General features: G+C 56.0%; 10 protein-coding genes. 2 read left to right on the top strand and 8 right to left on the bottom strand.

All coding sequences use genetic code 11. From position 1 onward, the window contains the following. Positions 1 to 26 precede the first annotated feature (26 nt). From RISK_RS22785 to RISK_RS22770, 4 genes are read right to left on the bottom strand one after another with little or no spacing between them, the layout of a single operon-like run. Positions 27 to 1,316, bottom strand: coding sequence for a hypothetical protein (locus RISK_RS22785; RefSeq protein WP_047816574.1), 1,290 nt, complete (start codon positions 1,314 to 1,316; stop codon positions 27 to 29). Positions 1,317 to 1,375: 59 nt separating this feature from the next. Continuing rightward, positions 1,376 to 2,173 (bottom strand): SDR family oxidoreductase, encoded by a 798-nt coding sequence (locus RISK_RS22780; RefSeq protein WP_236696592.1) that lies wholly within the window; start codon positions 2,171 to 2,173, stop codon positions 1,376 to 1,378. After that, on the bottom strand, positions 2,166 to 3,353 hold the full coding sequence (locus RISK_RS22775; protein ID WP_047816572.1) for an aromatic ring-hydroxylating oxygenase subunit alpha: 1,188 nt from the start codon (positions 3,351 to 3,353) through the stop codon (positions 2,166 to 2,168). The genes RISK_RS22780 and RISK_RS22775 overlap by 8 nt, the downstream gene beginning before the upstream one ends. Positions 3,354 to 3,356: 3 nt before the next feature. Next, positions 3,357 to 12,164 carry a type I polyketide synthase gene (locus RISK_RS22770; RefSeq protein ID WP_047816571.1) on the bottom strand — a complete coding sequence of 2,936 codons (8,808 nt, stop codon included), beginning with the start codon at positions 12,162 to 12,164 and terminating at the stop codon, positions 3,357 to 3,359. A 592-nt stretch (positions 12,165 to 12,756) separates the two neighbouring features. Here RISK_RS22770 and RISK_RS22760 point away from each other — a divergent pair. Next, positions 12,757 to 14,424 (top strand): B12-binding domain-containing radical SAM protein, encoded by a 1,668-nt coding sequence (locus tag RISK_RS22760; RefSeq protein WP_047816735.1) that lies wholly within the window; start codon positions 12,757 to 12,759, stop codon positions 14,422 to 14,424. 319 nt (positions 14,425 to 14,743) lie between these two features. After that, entirely contained in the window at positions 14,744 to 16,321 is a 1,578-nt protein-coding gene (gene wbaP / locus RISK_RS22755; protein WP_047816569.1) for an undecaprenyl-phosphate galactose phosphotransferase WbaP, read from the top strand. Between the two features lie 39 nt (positions 16,322 to 16,360). On the opposite strand, the gene RISK_RS22750 is transcribed toward wbaP, so the two are convergent. The 4 genes from RISK_RS22750 to RISK_RS22735 form a co-directional block, all read right to left on the bottom strand. Continuing rightward, positions 16,361 to 17,569, bottom strand: coding sequence for a glycosyltransferase family 4 protein (locus RISK_RS22750; protein ID WP_047816568.1), 1,209 nt, complete (start codon positions 17,567 to 17,569; stop codon positions 16,361 to 16,363). Between the two features lie 10 nt (positions 17,570 to 17,579). Then, complete coding sequence (locus tag RISK_RS22745; protein ID WP_047816567.1) at positions 17,580 to 18,677, bottom strand: polysaccharide pyruvyl transferase family protein; 1,098 nt, start codon at positions 18,675 to 18,677, stop codon at positions 17,580 to 17,582. Positions 18,678 to 19,054: 377 nt separating this feature from the next. Then, positions 19,055 to 20,311: a lipopolysaccharide biosynthesis protein gene (locus RISK_RS22740; protein ID WP_160311491.1), complete on the bottom strand. Its 1,257-nt coding sequence runs from the start codon at positions 20,309 to 20,311 to the stop codon at positions 19,055 to 19,057. A gap of 8 nt (positions 20,312 to 20,319) precedes the next feature. Beyond that, on the bottom strand, positions 20,320 to 20,949 hold the full coding sequence (locus tag RISK_RS22735) for a sulfotransferase domain-containing protein (protein WP_047816565.1): 630 nt from the start codon (positions 20,947 to 20,949) through the stop codon (positions 20,320 to 20,322). Between the last annotated feature and the right edge of the window lies 1 nt (position 20,950).

Genomic DNA, 20,950 nt, shown 5'->3' with positions numbered 1-20,950 from the left:
ATTCGAACTGTCACCTCCGAAGTCGCTCAGTCATCCAAGCCGGTCATCAACGGACGCATGGATGGCATCGAGATTTCGTCATCCCGCGACACCTCTTCCCGCATCGCCCGCAAACGTTCGTACTTCCGGCGAGCCGCTTCGGCCACTTCCGCGTCTTCGTACTTCGGCGAAGTGTCGATGGGCGACTGCATCGAGAGCTTCCCAAACTCATCCAAGATCTCCGTCAGACTCATCGCTGTGCGTTCACTCGTGCCTCGCGAAAGCCGAGTGATCATTTCCATCGACAGGATGCCGGCCGATCGGAAGTGAATCTTGGTGACCACGGGTTCCGCAGGGTACATCCCCATCAAAATCATCTTGTCGAAACGAACCTCCGATGAGATCGTCGGGAGCGGCGAATTGACCGCCTCGTTTCCCAAGTCCAACCGATGCAAACTGGCTCGCTCATCGCTGGTGATATAGACCTCAATCTTGAAGTCATCCGCGGTGGATTCCGGAGGCAAATGCAAGAGCATCAACTCCAACGCCTGACGACCGCCATCGGCGACTCCAGACACCGTGTCATCGCTCTTCTCGAATGCGAACATCAATGCCAACGTCCGCCCCAGCAACACGCCAGAATCCTCCGGCATGCCAACAATCCCCAGCGTCCGAAATCGACTGACCGCCACATTGATCATCGGCTCCGGCTCGATGGTGTAACCGGGACGTTCAATTTCGAAGAATGCTGCCGCGCAATCGGTGCCAAAGTAAACGCGTTTTTGCTCGTCGTAAAACATCTGCGGCTGGACCGACAAACGATGATCCTCGAAGTACTGGTCCACCTGCTGACGAGTGACGGCGGGCAATTTCTGACGGCCTTGCGACGCCATCTCCAAACCAATCGTGATCGCAGACAATCGCCCCAACTCACCGTGCTGGCCGGTGCGAGCCATCGACAGCGGCGCTGAGACGGATGCCCCCGGAGCAACGATCCGACAAGCGTTGGCTTTCGCCATTGTGTAGGCACGCGTCCATTCACGTTCCGAGTCCGGCAATGATTTCAACACCGTGATCTCATCGCGGCGCGGCGCAGATCCAATTTTGCCAACACGAAGGGTCAGTTCGCCGCGTGCATCGTCAGCTGCGTCTTCTGACTTCGAAGAGAAGGACGGCTGCGCAAAACTACCAAGGTTCAGTTCAGGCACGTTCGGCTCACGCTCCTTGCTCGCAGCAGGCTGCTCAGACGTGGACTTCACCACCTGCCACGCAACCATTCCTGCCAACAGGATCACGAGAGCGATCGTCGCTCGTCGAAGAATCAATGGGTCAATCATCGGACTCCCAATCGCCTAAAAACATCTGTCATGAAAACTTGTTTGGGTCCACCTTCGCATCACACGCGAATGCTGACGCCACCGTCGATCACGAGCGTTTGCCCTTGAATCAAATCACTTCCTTCGCCGCACAGAAATGCCACCACGGACGACACGTCTTGTTCGCACAAGCGGCGTTTGCCGACCATCATTCGCTCGCTCGCTGCTTCGATCAGCCCCTCGGAACCCGGCATGCTGGCGATGGCATCCGTGGCAATGATGCCCGGCAACACGCAATTGAAGTTGATCCCACGGTCTCCAAACTCAAGTGCGAGGTGACGCACCAAAGCTTCGAGTGCCGCCTTCGATGCACCGATGGCCCCGTAGTGAGGCACGGCCCAATTGGAACCGTGACTGCTGACTGCGACCAACTTCCCGTGCGAATCCCCGGCCGCCAAATGCTTCCATGCCGCCTGAGCCAACCACACCACAGGGGCCGAATTGCTGCGAAGCACCGCTTCGAAGTTGACGGGCGTCAGGTCATTCAAATCGCGAAAACCGCCGGCCGCAGCATTGCTGACCACAATGTCCAATCCGCCCCATTTCTGCGAGACGCTCTCCACCATCGCTTCCACGTCTTCTTTCGATGAGACGTCGGCTCGCACCAACATCACCGTTCCGCCTGAGTCAGCAATTTCCGTCGCGACTTGGACCGCTTGTTCCTCGGACTTCAAAAAGTTGATCGCAACGCAAGCACCTCGAGCGGCCAGCTCCAACGCAATCGCACGGCCAATGCCACGACTGGCGCCGGTAACGAGCGCTCGCTTGCCAACTAAATCCGCCAATGGTTTCATACTTGATCCTGATCCCTCATTCATGATGATCTTCCAACGAATCTTTGTTTGACTTCATGCTCTCAGCCTTCATCGATGCGTTCCAGTGCACATGAAAGGCATGCAGCCTCTCTTCACAGCGTCCAAAGATCCGACTTGCCTTCTCGTTCATCCCGGCCGCGCCGGCTGAATCCATTCCGGCCTGAACCCGTGGAAAGATCGCTGCATCTTCGGCCAACACCTTTCGAGCCATCGATGCGGCGCTGCGTCCCAATCCGTTCGCAACCATCTTCCCGACAACGCCCGAGCGTTTGGGGCGACGCGTGAATCCGAACACCGTCATTTTGCTGGTTGATATTCCGATGGGAGTGATCTGATAGACCAAACTCATCGTGTCTGTGAACGAAGCCATGATATTTGGGAACACATGCACATGCTGATAATGAGGCCCGAATTCTCCGACCATCCAACGCATCACACGTTCCTCCATCCGAGCTAAAAAGGAATCGTCTCGGGCATCCGTGCGGAATCGAGTTCCCCACGCCATCAACTCATGCGTGCTCTCGCTTTCACCTGGATCGCTGCCAAACGTTTGCGAGTGAACCTCACTGAGATGATAGCTCTCGAGCGAACCTTCAATCGGAATTTTCCAATCACAGGGATACTCCAGTTCCTCTTGCAGAACTTGCCTCCACGACGTCGCATCCGTGTTCGCTGCGAAGTCGCTCACCCAATCATCGTCGCCGAGCGTCGCGAGATCCGATTCATCCGCTCCCTGACTGGCTCCACCAGACAGATTCACGAAGACCAACTGGCCAACCACTCGTACCGGAAAACTCCCCAACCGATAGAGCTCCCGATCGAAGTGCGGAAAATTCTTGGCGGCAGGAATCTTGCGAGTGCGTCCATCACCGCCGTACTGCCAACCGTGGTAAGGGCACTTCAACTCTTTCGCGTGGCCGCCGCCTTCCGTCACCAATTGGCACTGCCGATGCGCACACACGTTTCGCAGAGCCACCAATTCGCCGTCGTGATTGCGAACGATCAGCGGCACGCCCAATCGGTCCAGCGCTTGGTAGTCGCCGGGCTTCGATAGCTCGGTCGTGGTTGTGACCAATTGCCACCCTGCCTGACGCAGCGCAATCCGCTCGCGATCATGAATCGATGGATCGGTGTACCAGTTCGACGGCAACAATGCCGGCTGCGAATTCGTGGCGTGATACATGGCTTAGCGAAGCCAACCGATTCGATAGCCACCGATTCGCAAGATCAGTTCCTGATTCTGACCCACCAAAACCGCCGACATCATGCCGCCGTCGGAACCGCCAGAAGAACCCGTGGTGGTCTCACCTTCCCACTGCACGTGAACTTTCAATGGCTCGCCGGGATCAGGCAAGCGACCGATTTCGATGGAATCAAAGGAGATTGGCAAACTCGGCCGATCAGCAACCCGGTAAGCGAGCATGCCCGCCGCGTACAAGACCGCATCCATCGTGGCTGGCGACAAAACCCATCCCAACAACGGACGAGCCTCGCCTGCCAAGTGAGCGGGACTGGGCGCGACGATGGTCCCGACCGCACGAGGTCGTTTCGCGGGATCTCCACCTGACAAACCGGCGTCGGCATTCCCGAATCCGATCGACCGCAAACACTGAAGCGATGGACCGTGATAGATCGGCGCCTGCTCGCTGGCGTATTCCACCGCAGACTCGAGCATCTCGTCGTTGCCAGGCGACACAACAGGAACACTGTCGTCACCCAACTCGATCGTCGCTGCAAAATGCGGGCGTTGAGCTTGGACCAATCGACCATCTCGGCGACGCAAATCGCTGACCAATGACCAACGGCCCGGCACCGACGGATCTCGCAACAACTCCACCGCGATCGCGTCGTCTGTCATGAACTTGAGCGGCATGGTGGCCGAAACCTCACGGCAACGCACGACCTTGTGATCGGTGCCCCAGCGAGCCGATTCGGCCAGCAGTTCGATCGCCATCACGAACGGCAACGTGGGACGTCCGTTGACCAAGTGGTGCTTCAAAAACAGATCGCGTTCGGGGTCCAATGTCACCGCGAAGGAATCTTGCGCTGTCGCTGGCATGCGTTCCGTCGGATCGATCATGGGCGAGGGACCGGGCAACGTGTTCCCCGCTCGCGACGATTCGGCGGGGAAGAATTTGCGAACATAACGGCGGTCCGTGATCAGCACCTCGGCCTCCTCCCCACCGTGCTCGACTTCGTTCAAAAAGTGCTGCAGACCCTCTTCGGCCGGCATGAATTCCATGCCAATCATATCGAGCGCCAACTTGGCTTCAGGCTTGGTCGCCATCCCAACGTCGCCCCAAGCGTGCCAGTGAAAGGTCACGCATCGCGTCTCGGGACGCTGCTGTCGCAATCGACCGATCAACTTGGCAAGCATCTCGTTGGCAGCGGAATAGTCCGTGTGCCCATTGGCACCGAAACGTCCGCTGATCGAACCGTAGCCGATGAACCATTCCAATGGATCGTTCTGCGTCGCCGATGCCAACGCGATCGTGCCATCGATTTTGGCGGAAAAACACTGCGCCACTTTATCGGGTCGCTTGCGATCAAACCGCGCATCTTGGCCGGAACCGGCACCCTGAATCACACCCCGGATAGGACCGTCCATGCTGCGGATTTTGGCAACAACCTCCGCCACCGCTTCGAAGTCCGAAACATTGACGCTGTGATAGGTGGCCTCAATCGAACGTTCGCGACACTCCTCAAGCGTGAGGTCAATCTCAATGGCCTTTTCGAATTGCCGCCAAGTCTTGACGGGGTTGCCGCCTTCTCGCTGAATGCGCGCCATCTCGGATCGGCGCAAGTCCGCTCGATCTCGCTGAGCATGTTCCCGCACGGACGGGTCGATGTGTGGCACCGGGGCCATCCCCAGTAAATGCAGTTTCAACCCGTGACGTTCGGCCAATGCCATCGCCGTCATTGCCGTGATCCCACGACCTCCGCCGGCAACGATCCAAGTGCCGCCGGGGGTGACCTGAGGCATCTGCGATGAAACATCGAGCGGAGAGTAGCGAGCTTCCGTTGCCAATCGTTTCTCACCGGCGACCGCGACTTCCTCGTCGTAGGACGGAACGGCTAACTCACGAAACACGCCCTCGGCCAACTCATCCGGGCTCGCAGCCTCGATCTGATCAATGATCAACATCGGCGTGTCGCGGTAACCACGCATCCAGGCCTCGATCAACATCGCTTTGGTCAAACCAGCCAATCCGCCGGACTCGGCTGAACGACCATGAATCAGCTTGGAAGACTGAGCCAATTCCGACATCGCGTCGAAACCAAACCCTCCTCCCATCTTCAAGGTGGAGACCAACGACGCCTGAGCCATCCGGTCTTCATCGATCGTTCGCTGCATCCAACGCTGACAAACGCGATAGGGAATCGCGAGCGCATCGGATTGACGCCGCTTCCAACTCGCCGCGTCCAACGTTGTCCAACAAGCCGCATCGTCGTGCGGCGTGGTCAGAAAAAGGTGCGGCGTGGCATCAACAGACCAGACGCGATCCAGTTCGGCATCGAGTTCAGTCAAAGTCAGCTGAGCTGCGATGCGATGAACCGGGACACCTGCCATTTGACACCGATTCGCGATTGCATCGGCGACCGAATTGTTGCCAAGAATCAGCGCGGCCCCGTTCAGTGGACGCATCGCTGGCATCCCGTCGCGTCGCGGTGCCGATTTCGTTCGCATCACGAAACGATGGGTCCCCGAGGCGGGTGCCTGAGACGTCACTTCGGATGAGTCAGAACTGAGATTCAGCGAGGCGTTTTTTTTTTCGTCCGCAGGCTGACCAATCTGCTCCATCACAAACGCGTGGATCGAAGTCAACGTCGGAAAATCCGACAGCTTCAAGTTCGACTCGCGAAGCGATTGCAACTCGTACTGCTGTTCCAGCTCGCCCAGCAACTGAGCTCGCTTGATGCTGTCGATCCCAAGCTCGCCTTCCAAATCCGCGTCCATGTCGATGATGTCTTCGTCGTAACCGGTTTGATCCACGACCAAGTCGATCATCAACCGTTGCAACGATTCGGCGGTGGTGTTGAAGTCCTCTGTGGGATTGGATTCGGGCTGGTCGTTGTGCCCGCGTGCATCGATTGGAGCGGAGACCAACTCGGTGTCTTCGAGTCCTGCTGGATCACCGACCAGTTGCAGGATGTCGTCGAGCGAAGCGAACTGAGCCAACCGCATGGACTGCGTGTCGACTTCCAAGTTGCCCCACTGAACGATTTCACCGATCAGCTGAGCCTTCTTGATGCTGTCGACACCCAGCTCGGCTTCCAAGTCCGCGTCGAACTCGATCACCTCTGGGTCGTACCCCGTCAAATCGACCACGAGGTCAAACAAGAACGATCGAGCGGACTGCAGACGTTCTCGCATGCCGGTGTCGGCAACAGGATTCGCCGCGGTGGTGACCGTTGCCATCGGCTGCATTGGACTGGAAACCACATCGCCATTTTGCATTCCGTTGCGATGATCACTTCCGTTCTTACCGACCGAATGAACGGTCACGGATTCCGCGACGGCAGAGGATGCCTTGACGCCCGAGTCCTGCGCAGATGCCGAACGGGGCTCTTCCTGCGAGACTTCCTGCTGACGTCGACTCCGCCGGGTGACATCGACGACTTCGAATGCTGGCCGCGACGCCGTCAGCGTGCTCGGCTGATGGACATGAGTTTGTGACGACACCACGGAGGCGCTTGCTTTGGAAACCGATTCACTCGATGCACGGGTGGATTGACCAAGTGACTCGTACGCCAACTCGATCAATTGTCGCTGACGATTTGGATCGCGACCGCGGTCATCCGCCGACATGCAGAGCACGTGCGGAGCAACCGTTGCGGTGGCCAATCGAGTCAGCACGTTGTTGGGGCCGACTTCAACCAGTAACTCGCAACCATCGTGAACCAAACGCTCCGTCGCACCGCTGAAGCACACCGGACGCGTCAACTGCGTGACCAAATTGTCAACGATCTCAGATGGCTCGGCCAAATACCGATTCGACACCGCCGACAAAAACGCGAATCGTGGCGGACGCGCGTTCTGGCCCGTGAATCGAGCTCGCAGCATTTCTTGAGCTGGCATCATCTCGGGAGTGTGAAATGCAGCCGGCACAGGAATCACCACCGACGCCATGCCAGCAGACGCCAATTGCTTTTTCGCGGCCGTCATCTGCTCGGGGTCACCAGCGATCACGGTTTGCTGCGGTGAGTTGTGGTGCGAAATGGTGTAGCGAATTTCGGAACCCTGCAAAGCAGCGTCGACCGCCGAAGGCGCTCCACGAACCGACAACAATTCACCTCGTTCACGTGTCGTCATCACCACGCTATCGCTTCGCGACTTGGCAAACTCGATGGCTTGCCGAGTGGTCACAACGCCAGCGCACCAAGCGGCGGTGCATTCGCCAAAGCTGTGCCCCAGCACCACATCGGGACGCAATCCGCGACGCAGCAACGAATCCGCAAACATCGAACCAACTGCCAACACCCACGCCTGAGTCCACCACACATCACGACCGAGTTGCGAGTCGGGATCGTGCAGACGATCCGAGACCACAGGCAAACCAAGCGATTTCAGCTGTTGATCGAAACCGTCCAAGAACGCCCGGCTGGCAGATGAATCATTGGTGTCCAACCAAGCCGGAACAGCCGAGTACTGCGAACCTTGCCCCGGGAACAACCAACCAACACGTGGACTGGCACACTCACTGGAGCGAGCGTTTGGTAGCCAAACCCAACCATCCTTTTTCGCCAAAACCCCGGAGACTTGCTGACGAATAGGCCCTGCAATTGCCGCTGACGCCGCTGCTGACAACTCGCTGTCGTCTTTGCCCAACAAGACCGCTCGACAGGCTGTCACAGAGGAGGAAGTGAACGCCGGCACGCAGCTTTCGCTCGCCGACTTTCCTGAGGCAACCTCGCTCAGAGCAACTCGCAACCCTTCCAAGGTCGCACACTGCAGACGAACAACGAGCGTTCCCGACGACCCAAGCCCCGACTCCTTCACCAAGGCGTCGGCAAGCGATCGCGTCGACACGGAAGAAGTCGGCTGCGGCGTGGATACGAGTGAGGTCGAAATCAAAGGAGTCTCGCCGGTAGGCAAAGTGGACGGCTCATAGTTCATTTGGGGGGAGACACTATAATTAACCCGATATCCATCGTCGGCAACTTCTCCGATCGGAATTGAAACGCTCGAAGAAGACTCGCTGCTGAACTTGGGCGTCAAAGTCGCCGCTATTGCACGAATGATACCCTGACCGCCGCCCAAGTGACCGATTTGGCCGACCAGCTTTTGTGAAGAAATAAATCCTGGCATCCGGGAACGAAGAGCCGATTCGGCTCGCGCCGCCACCACATCACTCGAAAAAGCCTCGGTCGGCTTGGACAACACGCCCAAAATGGTTCGCCCCTGTGCCTTGGCATCGGACAAACGCTGAAGCGTCAAAACCGCCACGCCCTCGCCAGGAATGATCTGGGATCCATCGTCGGGCAAATCTTCCGGGCGGCCCGATGGCAACAGTTGCTCTTTGCGTGCGAGTTGCTCGAAGGCGACCAAGTCCATCCCCCGTTGAGTCACACCGCACAACGCCAAATCAACCGCACCGGCATGCAACTGCTCCATCGCAGTGATCAACGCCAACCCGCCGGAGGCTTCGTCCGCATCGACCGCAAACGCCCCGCCCATCAAGTCAAATGTTCTCGCAATTCGCGATGCGAGCGTGCTGGCCGTGAACCCGCCGGTTTCATCCAGCAAAGCACCGTACTTTTCAAGCGTCAACGTTCGCAGCTCATCAGCAACGACATTTGTTTTTGAATCATCCCACCCCATCGATGCCAGGCTACGGCGGAGGTGCTGAGTGATCTCAGGCAACCGCAATCCAATTTGCAACTCGTTGCTGAACTGGCCGCCAAAAATCGTTCCAACGACCACGCCGACTCGCTCGCGATCAACGGACCATTGCCCGCCGTCGAACTCATCCATCGCCTGTCGAACCGCCTCGATCAGCATCAACTGAGCCGGGTTGGCATTGGCCACCATTTTCGGCGGGATTCGATACGACTGAGCATCGAACTTGAAATCCCGAACGTATCCGCCGCGGCAATGTGGCGTCGTGTAACTCGATCGATCCGAGCCTGGGTTCACACCAAGCCAAGCTCCGCTGCGAGTGCCGACCCATCGGCCTTCCGGCGGATCGCTGATTGCCGATCGACCGCTCTGCAACAACTCTCGAAATGCTTGAAGATTCGCAGCACCTGGCAACACCACACCACGACCCACAATCGCGATCGGCTCCTCTTCTTGATTTGTTTGAGAAGTTGAATGGCGGACCGAAGGCTTCTCTTCGATCACCGCATGAGCATTCAATCCGCCGATACCAAACGCGTTGACCGCCGCCACACGACCATCCGAGGAGGTGCGTTGTTGCCACGGTTCCACGCGGTCAACAATCCGAACCGGTGCGTCAGTCCAATCGTGACGTTCGGTTGGCAAAGCGAAATGGATCGATGGTGGAATCTGTCCGCGACGCATCGCCAACAAACACTTCACCACACCGACCAAACCGGCCGCTTCCAACAAGTGTCCCAGGTTGCTTTTGACGCTGCCGATCGGCAACACACCCTGCTGACTTTGGTTGGCTCGCAACAGCGAAGTCAAACTTTCCAGTTCAGTGGCGTCGCCCACTTGCGTGCTGGTGGCGTGGCACTCCAAGTAATCAATGTTGAGCGGATCCGAATCAACGGCGCGTCGCATCGCCGTTTGTTGACCTTCGCTTCGCGGCGCCCACAGACCTTTGCCTTTGCCATCCGACGCGACACCCACACCTCGCAACGTCGCCAGGACGGGCAGCCCATTGGCCTCCGCAACGCTTCGTCGAGCCACAACGACGGCCACGTAACCTTCGCTGCTGATCAACCCGCTGGCACGATTGTCGAACGGGAACGATCCCGTTTCGCTGCACGCACCTGACTGCGAGAACAACGCCAAGTTGTCGACGTTGTTGAACGTTGCGCCACCGACAACCGCCAAATCCAACCGGTTCGCTTCGATGGCGGACGCCGCATGCTGCAGCGCCAACAGAGACGACGAACACGCCGCATCGATCACCTCGCGACGGCCTTCAAATCCCATCAGTCGCGCGGCCAAAGAAGCCGCCGAATAGGCGTTGAAAGCCGGTGAATGCCCCGGTTCATACCGCGGCCGATCTTGACGAATGGCGGATGAAATCGATGCTTTGACCTGTTTTCTCGAATCAGAATCGACGGATTGCAGCGAAGGAACTTGGTCAACCAACTCCATCGTCGTGTCTGCCATCGTCGCCATGGCAAGCGGACCGCCCAACTCAGTTCCACCACTGTGCCCAACAAAAACGCCAGCCCGAACGGGATCAACTGCGAGCGAACGATCGGATGTGCGATGCAGTGCCGAGGCGGACGACAAACGGCATGTCCCCGAAGCTGCCTTGAGCGCCGCCACCGCGACCTGAGCAAACTGCCGATGCGTCAGATCAAATACCCCGAGCGACCCAATCGCCTGCTCAACCGCAACATCCAATGGTTCAGGTGAAACACAGCCACCAAGTTGCGTGTACGTCTTTCCTGGAACGCCTTTTTGATTCTCGAAGTACAACTCGCGGTTCAAGCGATCTTCCGGCATCGGCGCGATCACCGAACGACCTTCAAACAGCATCTCCTCGAACGCTTGTGCGCTATCAACGCCGCCCGGCAAACGAACCTCAAAACCACAAATCACGCAGTCATCAGGATCGCCACCTTGCTGGACTGTTGCTGGTTTCGCCTTGGGTTGCCCCGTCGCGGAAGCCGGTTTCGCCACCTTGGGTGCTTTCGATGGAACGGCCGACCAGTTCCCGATCATCTGCAACAGTTCCTCACTGCCGATCTCAGGCGTGTCGTCCAAGTGCGTTGTTGCAATCACGTCATCGATGTTTGCACGATCAAAGATGGGATCGTCTCGAAAGTATGGCAAAAACGTTTTTACAAACGGACCAGCCATTTGATCCAACTCTTGCCGTTCGCTGCCTGCCCCAATCGATGCGCTGCTGAGTTGCCGCGGTCGTTTCAGCCGATCTGGTTTTCGAGTCTGCAACCACTTCGTCGTCGCAGAATGAAATGCCGCGTCCAAGGACTGGATTGCCGTGCCCTCGCGTGTGGTCAGATGATACGTCCGGCCATGCAATCGAGGCGTGCTCATCACCTTGCAAATGGCTCGTGCGATCCAGTCCACGTCCACAATGTTCTTGCGTTCGCTTCCTGAAAACCCCAGGTCGCGAAACCACTGCCCATCTTCGGGCAAACCAAATCGCGACGCCAACATTTGGTACATCGAGAATGCACCGTAGATCGTTCGATCGCCTGATACCGGCGACAACCCCGTTCGATCGATCACGATCGAGGGCCGATAAACCGTGAGACTCGACTCGCCGAATGATTCGCGAACGATCCCTTCCGCAATCAGCTTGCTGCGTTCGTAATCGTTGGCAAACGATTGGCCGACCGTTCCTTCGCTTTCCTTCACGCGTCCCGATCGCTTGCCGCAAACGTACGCGGTGGAGACATGGTGGAACTGCGAGATTCCAACCTTCTGGCAAAACGCCACGACGTTCCGGGTACCGTCGACGTTGGTTCGGTAGGGCTCGTTGTCGCCCTGCGGGTCAGCCGGCAGAAAACTCAGGCTCGCTGCACTGTGTAAAATTCGATCGCAGTTGGCCCGCACCCACTCGCACGACTCCTCCTTCAAACCCAAATCGTCTCGGTTCAAATCGCCTTCCAAAATCTTTGGACGTGGCAGAGACACTTGCCAAGCATTCTCGAATCGACCGAGGATTTGCTCCATCCGTTGCTCGGCGGTGAGCTTGCCCTTCGCTCGTACCAAGACCGCGCATTCCGTCCGGCCCCGCAATAACTCAGCCACCACATAAGAACCGAGCATTCCGCTGGCTCCCGTGATCAAGGGCATTCGTCGATAGGCTGAGTCGGACATGCTGAAAGCAGGGCGGTGTTAGCACGCCCTCAAATGGCTGAAGAACAAATGTTTCGTAGTGCCCAAGTCTATTCACCGAATCCCCGGTGCAAATGTCGTGACACAAAAAGATGGCGTTGCCTCATGACCCAAAACCAAAAATCCGAATCAATCGGATCACGCGGGCTGAGTGGATTGTGGCGATCGTTGCTGCCGTGACTCCTGACACCGGCGACCTCTTCCCAACGCGTCATCGAGAATCCAAGCCCGCCAAACTCGTCCGTGCCCGACATCCTGCCGCCCTCAAAACATCGGCTCTTCGGTTCACCGCAGTGCCAATTCACGTCAGCCGCACCAATCTGTCCACTTCGCTAAATCACGAAATTCACGTTGAAAACAGGTTTCTGGTTTGGCTGCCCCACCCAAAGAGACTAGTTTGATTGAGACCCATGGAAGCATGTTCACTCGAACATCCAAGATTGATTCGGCTTTGCTCTGCTCCTGATTTCCTCTCTCAGCTAGACCTGCGATCATGCATTCGACGCCCAATCCGTCCCGGTTGCCGGCATCACCCAGATTGCCCGAGAGCCCCGATTCGCCCGTTCGTTGCCTGATGATTCAGCCCTGCTTCGAACAAACGAACTATTGGAATTTCGTTGAAAGCGCCAAAGCCATTGGCGCGAAAGCCACCGCCCCGCCACTGGGCCTGATGACCGTCGCGGCCTTGTTGCCCCAGCAATGGGAGTTTCGGATCGCGGACCAGAACGTCGCGCCAGTGGAGGAATCCGATTGGGAATGGGCCGACGTGATTTGCACCGGCGGCATGCTGCCCCAGCAACCTGGCATCCTGCACTGGGTGGAACGCGCCAACGCGGAGGGAAAGTTCGTCGTCGTCGGTGGACCGGACCCAACCAGCCAACCACAGATTTACCAAGACGCCGATGCGGTCGTCGTTGGCGAAGGTGAACTGACCATTCCGATGTGGCTGGATGCCTGGCGAGATGGCAATCCCAAAGGTCAATTTGAATCACCGCACAAACCCGATGTGACCACGACGCCGACGCCGCGTTTCGACTTGGTGGACTTCAATGACTACCTGCACGTCGGGGTACAATCCTCCCGAGGCTGCCCGTACAACTGCGAATTCTGCGACATCATCGAGCTGTTCGGCCGGCGTCCTCGCGTCAAAAATCCCGATCAGTTCCTCGCCGAACTGCAACGACTCTATGACTTGGGCTACCGAGGCTGGGTCGACTTCACGGACGACAACTTCATCGGCAATCGCAAACTCATCAAACCGTTGCTGGTTGCACTCAAGCAATGGAACGAAGAGCACAATTACCCGTTTGTGTTCTCCACCGAAGCCAGCATCAACCTGGCCGACGACAAAGAATTGCTGGAACTGATGCGAGACGTCCAGTTCCGCTATGTCTTCCTGGGAATCGAATCACCCGATGAAGAAACGCTGATTCACACGCAAAAACGAATTAACACGGTGCATCCGATCATCGATCGAGTGCGAACGATCTACGACCACGGGATCTCCGTCGCGGCCGGGTTGATCATCGGATTTGACACCGACAAACCGGGCACCGATGTCCCCATGATCCGCTTCATCCAAGAAAGCGGCATCACACTATCGATGGTTGGATTGTTGTCAGCGCTCCCCAACACACAGCTCACCCGGCGGCTATCCAAAGAACGCCGTTTGATTGATTCCGAACACAATTGGATTCAAGACACGGGCGCAAAGTACGAGCTTCGAAGTGTGGAGTCCAAGGATCAAACGATCAGCGGAATGAACTTCGTCACCACACGAGATCGAGTGGAGATCTACCAAGAGCTTCGCAACATCATTGAAAACGTCTACTCGCCGCGAGCCTTCATGGACCGGGTGATCGACACAGCGGCGCGAATCAAAATCGTCAACAAACACGTGCCCAACGCGTGGGAATTCCGCCGTATGTTCAAGGGGTTCCGGACCATCGCCTGGCGAATGCTTCGCGACAAACGCACGCGGTCGCTCTACATCCGCAACTTCGTTCGTGCAGCGATGATGGGACCGACCAAGTTCGAGTACGCCCACACGGTCATGGGCAGCTTCCTGCATTTTGATCTGCAAACCCAGAAGATGCTGGAGGCCCTCGATGTCTCCATCGACTTCGCCAAGCACCACGCCAAATACCCACGAAGCGTCGCCGACATGCCAGCCATGGCCACCCAAAGCCAAGTCGTCTCGCTACCACTCGCACAATCCGAGGGCTGCACCCCTCCCAACTAACTCGTAGCCAGCCAATTCACCCGCAGCCGGATTCGCCAGAATTCGGTTCTGACCACACTGAGATCACATTCGCGACACCCCTGTCGTCAACTTAAGTGTCCGGCGGTTCATTCCCGCTCCAACGAACGATCCGTATCGATTGCGGGACCCTGACCACCCTTAGAAAGGCTTGATGGCACAGCGACTCAAATCCGGTTGAAAGCATGATGAACATCCCTTTTTTTCTGGTCATCGCAATTAGAATGCCCTCGCCCACGCAGCCCCCAGGCCGAGCGGGCCAACTCCTCTCATCTTGACCGTCCAACTTAGTTAGCGATTGATGACGCACTTAGACACGAATCCGCTGCCGGTCGGTGTCGTTTGCACAGACACGATCGAACAACTGGACCCATTTGTCCCCAGCGCCGCAGTCACCGACCATCGCCGCACCCAACGAAACACCTCCAGCCCCAATCGTCGCCGCGCAACTCGGAATCAAGCAACCGGATCGATGCAGGTCTTCCTGACCTGTGTTCCGCTGGTTCTGGGCGACTTGACCGCACTCCTTGCCTCGGGTGCCATCGCTGCAATTCCGCTGATCTTGGCCAACTGGCTCAACCTTCATTCAGGCCTAGGACTCCAGGCTGTGTGCCTATCCGTCTGCTATTTGGTCACCGGATCCATCTTGGGTTTGTACCCAGGCACTGGCATCAGTCCCGTTCTGGAACTTCGTCAAACAGTTCTTGCCGCGGCAGCATCCTTTGCCTTTGTGATGCTTGCCAACATGACCCTGGCAACTCTCAGCACCGGCGAATTCCTGCTCTGCATGCTCGGCATGGCGGTGTCCGCCTTCTTGGTACCGATCGTACGCCTGATCACTCGAAAGCTTTGCTCGAAAACCAGTTGGTGGGGCGAAAACACAATCATCGTTGGCTCCGGCCCTCAAGGGCGTGCCCTGTTCCGATTCTACAATCGTGTCCCGCAACGCGGCCTTCGACCGATTGGAGTGGTGGACTTTCCTCGACAATCCGTGGACGGGCAGTCGGAAGAACTCAACGGCATTCCGTACCTCGGATCGGTGCAGCGACTGGACCGCCTACGCCGCAAACTCCAAATTCGCTGGGCGATTGTCGCCCCGGGTGGATGCGAACAAATCGACATGAACGAAGTCATGTCGCACGCCGGAAACGTTCCCAACCTGCTCGTGCTGCCCTCCCAAGTGTTGCTGCCGAGCCTGTGGACCAACACGCGTGAATGCGCCGGTGTCATGGGAGTCCATCTTCGCGATCACCTTCGAAGTCCCATCAGCCGTTTCGTCAAACGGACCGTGGACCTGCTCGTTTCCGGGACCGCTCTGATCACTCTTTCCCCACTGTTCATTCTGGCGATGCTTTTCATCAAATGGAAAAGCCCCGGCCCGGTCTTCTACGGTCACAAACGAATCGGCATTGGCGGAGAAACATTCAAAGCCTGGAAGTTCCGCACGATGGTCATCAACGCGGACGAGGTTCTCGAACAATACCTCGAGCAAGACCCCGAGATGCGTCGCCAATGGGTGGAGGATCAGAAACTCAAGAACGACCCACGAATCATCCCCGGCATCGGGCACTTTCTACGCAAGACCAGCCTCGATGAAATCCCTCAATTGTGGAACACGTTCAAAGGCGAGATGAGCCTGGTCGGGCCGAGACCAATTGTGTCCGACGAGATTGGCCGCTACCGAGAGATGTACCCGCTGTACCTGCGAGTCCGCCCAGGGATCACGGGCCTCTGGCAAGTCTCCGGCCGCAACGACACCAGCTACGAACAACGCATCCGTCTGGACAGCTACTACGTCTGCAACTGGTCCCCCTGGCTCGACACCTACATCATCTTCCGAACGTTCCGAACAATGCTCTTCCGAGAAGGAGCGTATTAAGGTGGCAAACCACGAACTGCAATCGGCCTCAGGTACTTTTTAGATCGGCTTATGCACGATCCGCTCAATTCCCTCGGTGAATCGGTCCGCGATCTGCTTGATGTCGAAGTGCTGTTCAGCATAGAACCGTCCATTGCGACCAAGCTGCATCCGCATGTCTTCGTCACTCAAAAGACTCATTGCTGACTCAACAAACTCATCATCCGCACCAGGCGGATGGACCAGCCCAGCATTCGCCGAAACAACGGTTCTAGCAGCAAGGTTCTCGAGAGGAACTGAAAGCAAAACGGAGCGTCCAGCGCAAAGGTAGGCAAGGACCTTTGATGGAACGGAATAAAGCCCAGCATCCGGCTCAAGTACGGCAATTAAAATATCCGCAGTCCCCATGACATCAGGGACTTGCTCGAATGGTGTGTAATCATAGACCAGAAGATTATCGAGCTGCTGTTCCCTGGCCTTTTGTTTCAACCACTCCGCACCCAACCCTTCCGATACAACCACAACCCGAGTATCAGGTTCTTGCTGAAGCGAGCTCGCCAGCCTCAGCAAGAGGCCGGGATTGTGCTTCATTCCCATGGTGCCGGTGTAAATCAAACACCGCTTGTCATCCAGTCCTTTTTCTACCGACCACTGGTTCCGCTTGTCACACGGAGGCAACCGATGAATTGGAGCCCAATTCTCAATAACTGTCACTTTTTGTTCAGCTAGTTCCCATTCCTTGGCTAGCGGGAGGAAATCTTCCGTGATCAATACATTCCAGTCGCTTTGCTGAAGCAGTGAACGCTCCATATTGAGATAGTGCCGGCCGATCCATTTCCCTACGACAGGAATCTTCTTACGGAGCAGTTTGTCCGTGGCCACCCCTAAGACATCTTGTAGCCAGAATACAAATGGAACCTGCTCTGTCTTGCATGCCGCAACCAGACGCCGCTGCGCATCCAACGGAGTGTTCGCTGAAACAACGACATCTGGTGCGTATTTTTTCGCTAGCTTGCTGACAAGCATTCCATAATGATTCTCCTGTCTCCATCGCTTCACAAAAGAATACTTATCAAGGGTCTCTGGCAATAAAACCGGCATAACCTCAAGCGTCTCGGAATCATCCGGTGCCTTCTGATGCTCCCCACCAGGAGTGGTCTTGATGGAACCGCAGTACGCGTGCATCACCTCGTTACCGCGGCTTGCTAACTCCCGGCTGAGCTCGATAGGAAATGGATACCCCCCAAAATCATGGATCAAAATTCGCATGGTGCACTAATCAGCTGGGAAACAACTGTTCGCGAGCCTTCCTTAGAAAAGCGAGTTCAGCCTCTTGTTCTGCATGGAGCAGGTCTGGACTCAAGGTCATCGGATGCTTACGAATATCCTGGACTCCCAAACGCTCAAACAAATGAGCACGGGGTGTTGGGTGGCAAAAAAATGCCGGTTTGCCTGCCGCAAGCGTCGCGACGCATGCGTGAACTCGGTCCGAGATAGTCAACTCAGTACCAGCATAAATGGTGAAATAGGTATACGGTTCATCCGATACAACCGCGCCTGGCTGACCATATATTTTCCAAGTCATGTGAGGGCTGAAGCGATGTTCCGGGCGAATGACGGTCAAGCCATCCATCGTTACTGGAAGACGACGGTGATCCAACCGCGCTCCCAGGTAGCACTGCCACTGCCCAGCGGCCGCGAACTTTTTCAGCCATTCTGGCTGCTTGAGAGCCCAATGTCGGTCTAACGCCTCAAATGAAATATCCGCTGCACCAACCACGTTCGCATCGAGCGACGACCGCGACACCGTCATATTCGGCTCGGGATACTGATCGAAATTAACAGTGATGTAAGGATCCATCTTCAACGCGACAGGCTTGTAAGCCCGCGGCCAAAAGAAAGCACTATCGATCCCGCTGTAATTCAACTCGCACAGATCCTTGACATGCTCATACGCATAGGGATCACGCGTGCTGATCATGTCCGGAGGATACTGCTTCAAAAAGTCCCTCGCAGCTGAGATTTCTTCATCCGTATACTTAAAAAACCCCGCCGAAAGCAGGAGTATTTTCACACCGCGGGCTTTCAGTGCCTTGAACGTCGGTTCCCAAATCGCTCGAAACGAGGTGGTCAGCATCGGGCCCTGAAGGACCACATAGTCGACATCAATGTACTTCAATAGCTGAATGTCATTCTTCGGATTACCCGAGTGCTTTTTGTGAAAGGTTCGATAAGCGGGCTGGTCCTGAATTTCGCTGACGTTTCCACCGAACGTTTCTTCCACGATCCACTTGCCACCGACATTGAAGAATGCATTGCCAATGTTCTGGCCCCAAAAACCGTAAACGAGGGCGCCACGTGGTTCCGTTTGCGTCATGACCGTTTATTTTCAGTGTGAGTAGTATTCGGAGAACAGAGAATCGAGATATCGAGCCCTGGAAAAAGAACGCCAAGGAAGCGTACTGAACAAAATCAGGTTCCTTCTTGGAAACGGACCATCGGGTGCTTAACGCAAAATGTACCCGATACTGCTTGCCGCTCATTCCAATCACCGCATTCGACTAACAGAAATCTTAGTCAGCTAAGCGTCAGACTGAAAGAGAGTTCGGTGCTCAAACCTTGACGAATTCCGTTGTGGCAAACAAACCTTTCTAAGCGTCCCATTCCGTAAAATCGCCCCCCAGATCATCTAGAAAAATCGAATTCAGTCGACGTTAAAAACTAACCCTAGTCCAGCCAGAACTCCAAAAATGATTATCCTCGTTCAACCGCGAATCCAAACTCAGAGCGAGCGAGGTGGGCAGCTCCCAGCATGAAGACAAAGTGACTGATCATCACGGAGTAGACAGCGCCCACTAACTCGTATTTGTGAATAAGAAACGGAGCGACGAACAGCATTGGCAACGCGGCGACAAAATGGAGTTTTAAAGATGCTGCGAAGTTTCTTTTCGCAGTAGGAACCAACTTGAGCGTCGCACCCAAATATCGAAAACTCCACGCGACCGCCAAGAGCGTGAACTCACCGGAATAATTGGCGTAGACTGGGCTGTACATCAACGATAGCACTTGATCTCCAGCAAAAAAAGCCACGCAGATTCCAATCAAACAGACGCAGGCGATGGCTGTTACTGCCCTGAGCAGAATGCGAGCTGACTGAATGTTTCGTCCTTCCTGAGCCGATTTCGCTAGAGGTTGCAACAGGGCCTCCCCCATTGACTTGACGATCATGTTTGCAGCTTGAAATGGATAATAGATCGCGGTATAGACCCCTGCTATCTCGAGGGGATGCATGCCCTCCAAAAAGACCGTCGGCAGCGCCCCAAGTATGTAGGCCAGCAACCCCGCAACTCCAAGTGGACACAGCCGCTTCGTCAGATGCCACAACTCATGCTCGCGGACTTGATGCCCGACATTCTCTTCGGTGACTTGAGTGGAAACAACCAACGCCATGGCCTTGACAACGAACCAAGCATCCAGCGTGATCGCAACCAGTAGCCACGCGGCCCCCATGGCGAGCACGGCGGTCAAGAGCGACTTAGTAATCCAAAGCATGCCGATGAAACCAAAAGTGCCGGCAACACCTCGAGCGAGCAGTGACACACCCACCCATTCCACTCGATTGGCGCGTTGGTAAATCCCATAGGTGAATGTCGACTGTGACTCAACCAATTTTGGAAACAGCAGTGCCAGACAAATAATCGCAGTTTCATTTAAGCCGTAGGCAAAGAATACAATACCTATCAAAGCCATAGCGGCGGCCAAATTCAGACACCATCGAAGCCGGTAGTAGTCTCGCAATTGATACTCGCCGTGGATGTCGGTCGTCACTGCACCAACAATCCCGAAATCGGCAAATCGAAACACCATTGTCGCAACTGCCAATGCGGTTCCATAGACTCCAACCGTGGCCGGACCAGTCAAGTGCACAACGCTGGCCAACATCAGCCACTGGAAGAATGTAAACAGCGCCCGCGCGATGACCAGAATCCCGACCCGCCTTTTCAGATTCAAGCTAGGCTTCACGCGTCGCCGTACCCTAACTCTTGAACAAGATCGCCGAACCGCTGCTCGAATCGTTCCGTTAGCAGGGGGGTAAAGTGAGATCTCCATTCGCCGTGCTTACCACTGCGATACTTCTCCGTCTTTGCCAACGACTTTCCCCCGGGTGGCTTCAATCGTGAGTGGTGATAAAACGACAGAATGGACTCAAGCGTCGATTCGGGAACTTGAACATCAAGATGCTGCAGCATTTCATGCCACACCGCCGCGTTGTTTTTAGCAGTTAAATCCTCGAAACGAACGATGCGCATCCGGCTTTGATTCCCCTCCTCTTGAACTGCCTTGATCCACGACTTGATGATATCAGCCAGCTCTTGAAACCGCTCCTCAATGGTATAAACGAGGCCTTCTTCGTCGGTCATCGCTGACATCAATTTGCGGACATCCGCGATGTTCCCAATTTCTCGATGAGAAAACCGCGCCGAGTGATAGCGTGATACGACCAAATCACGTGGGTCTCGTACCACGAAAAAGGAACGCCATTGTTCAGGCTTTTGAAGCTCTGCGAAAGTGTCGTAGCCGATCATCATACTGGTGCACACCGTGTGTTGCTTGACCACCGCAGGCGAGAGCGAACTATGATGCTTCATG

It is taken from the genome of Rhodopirellula islandica, from assembly GCF_001027925.1.
Taxonomy (GTDB): Bacteria; Planctomycetota; Planctomycetia; order Pirellulales; family Pirellulaceae; genus Rhodopirellula; species Rhodopirellula islandica.
The sequence above is the reverse complement of the archived record's forward strand: the minus strand, read 5'-3'. Positions and strand labels throughout refer to the sequence as shown.

What these genes read in the sequence shown, in the direction of transcription:
- RISK_RS22785 (WP_047816574.1), bottom strand. Translation starts at nt 1,316, where the DNA reads ATGATTGACCCATTGATTCTTCGACGAGCGACGATCGCTCTCGTGATC.
- RISK_RS22780 (WP_236696592.1), bottom strand. Translation starts at nt 2,173, where the DNA reads ATGAATGAGGGATCAGGATCAAGTATGAAACCATTGGCGGATTTAGTT.
- RISK_RS22775 (WP_047816572.1), bottom strand. Translation starts at nt 3,353, where the DNA reads ATGTATCACGCCACGAATTCGCAGCCGGCATTGTTGCCGTCGAACTGG.
- RISK_RS22770 (WP_047816571.1), bottom strand. Translation starts at nt 12,164, where the DNA reads ATGTCCGACTCAGCCTATCGACGAATGCCCTTGATCACGGGAGCCAGC.
- RISK_RS22760 (WP_047816735.1), top strand. Translation starts at nt 12,757, where the DNA reads ATGATTCAGCCCTGCTTCGAACAAACGAACTATTGGAATTTCGTTGAA.
- wbaP (WP_047816569.1), top strand. Translation starts at nt 14,744, where the DNA reads ATGACGCACTTAGACACGAATCCGCTGCCGGTCGGTGTCGTTTGCACA.
- RISK_RS22750 (WP_047816568.1), bottom strand. Translation starts at nt 17,569, where the DNA reads ATGCGAATTTTGATCCATGATTTTGGGGGGTATCCATTTCCTATCGAG.
- RISK_RS22745 (WP_047816567.1), bottom strand. Translation starts at nt 18,677, where the DNA reads ATGACGCAAACGGAACCACGTGGCGCCCTCGTTTACGGTTTTTGGGGC.
- RISK_RS22735 (WP_047816565.1), bottom strand. Translation starts at nt 20,949, where the DNA reads ATGAAGCATCATAGTTCGCTCTCGCCTGCGGTGGTCAAGCAACACACG.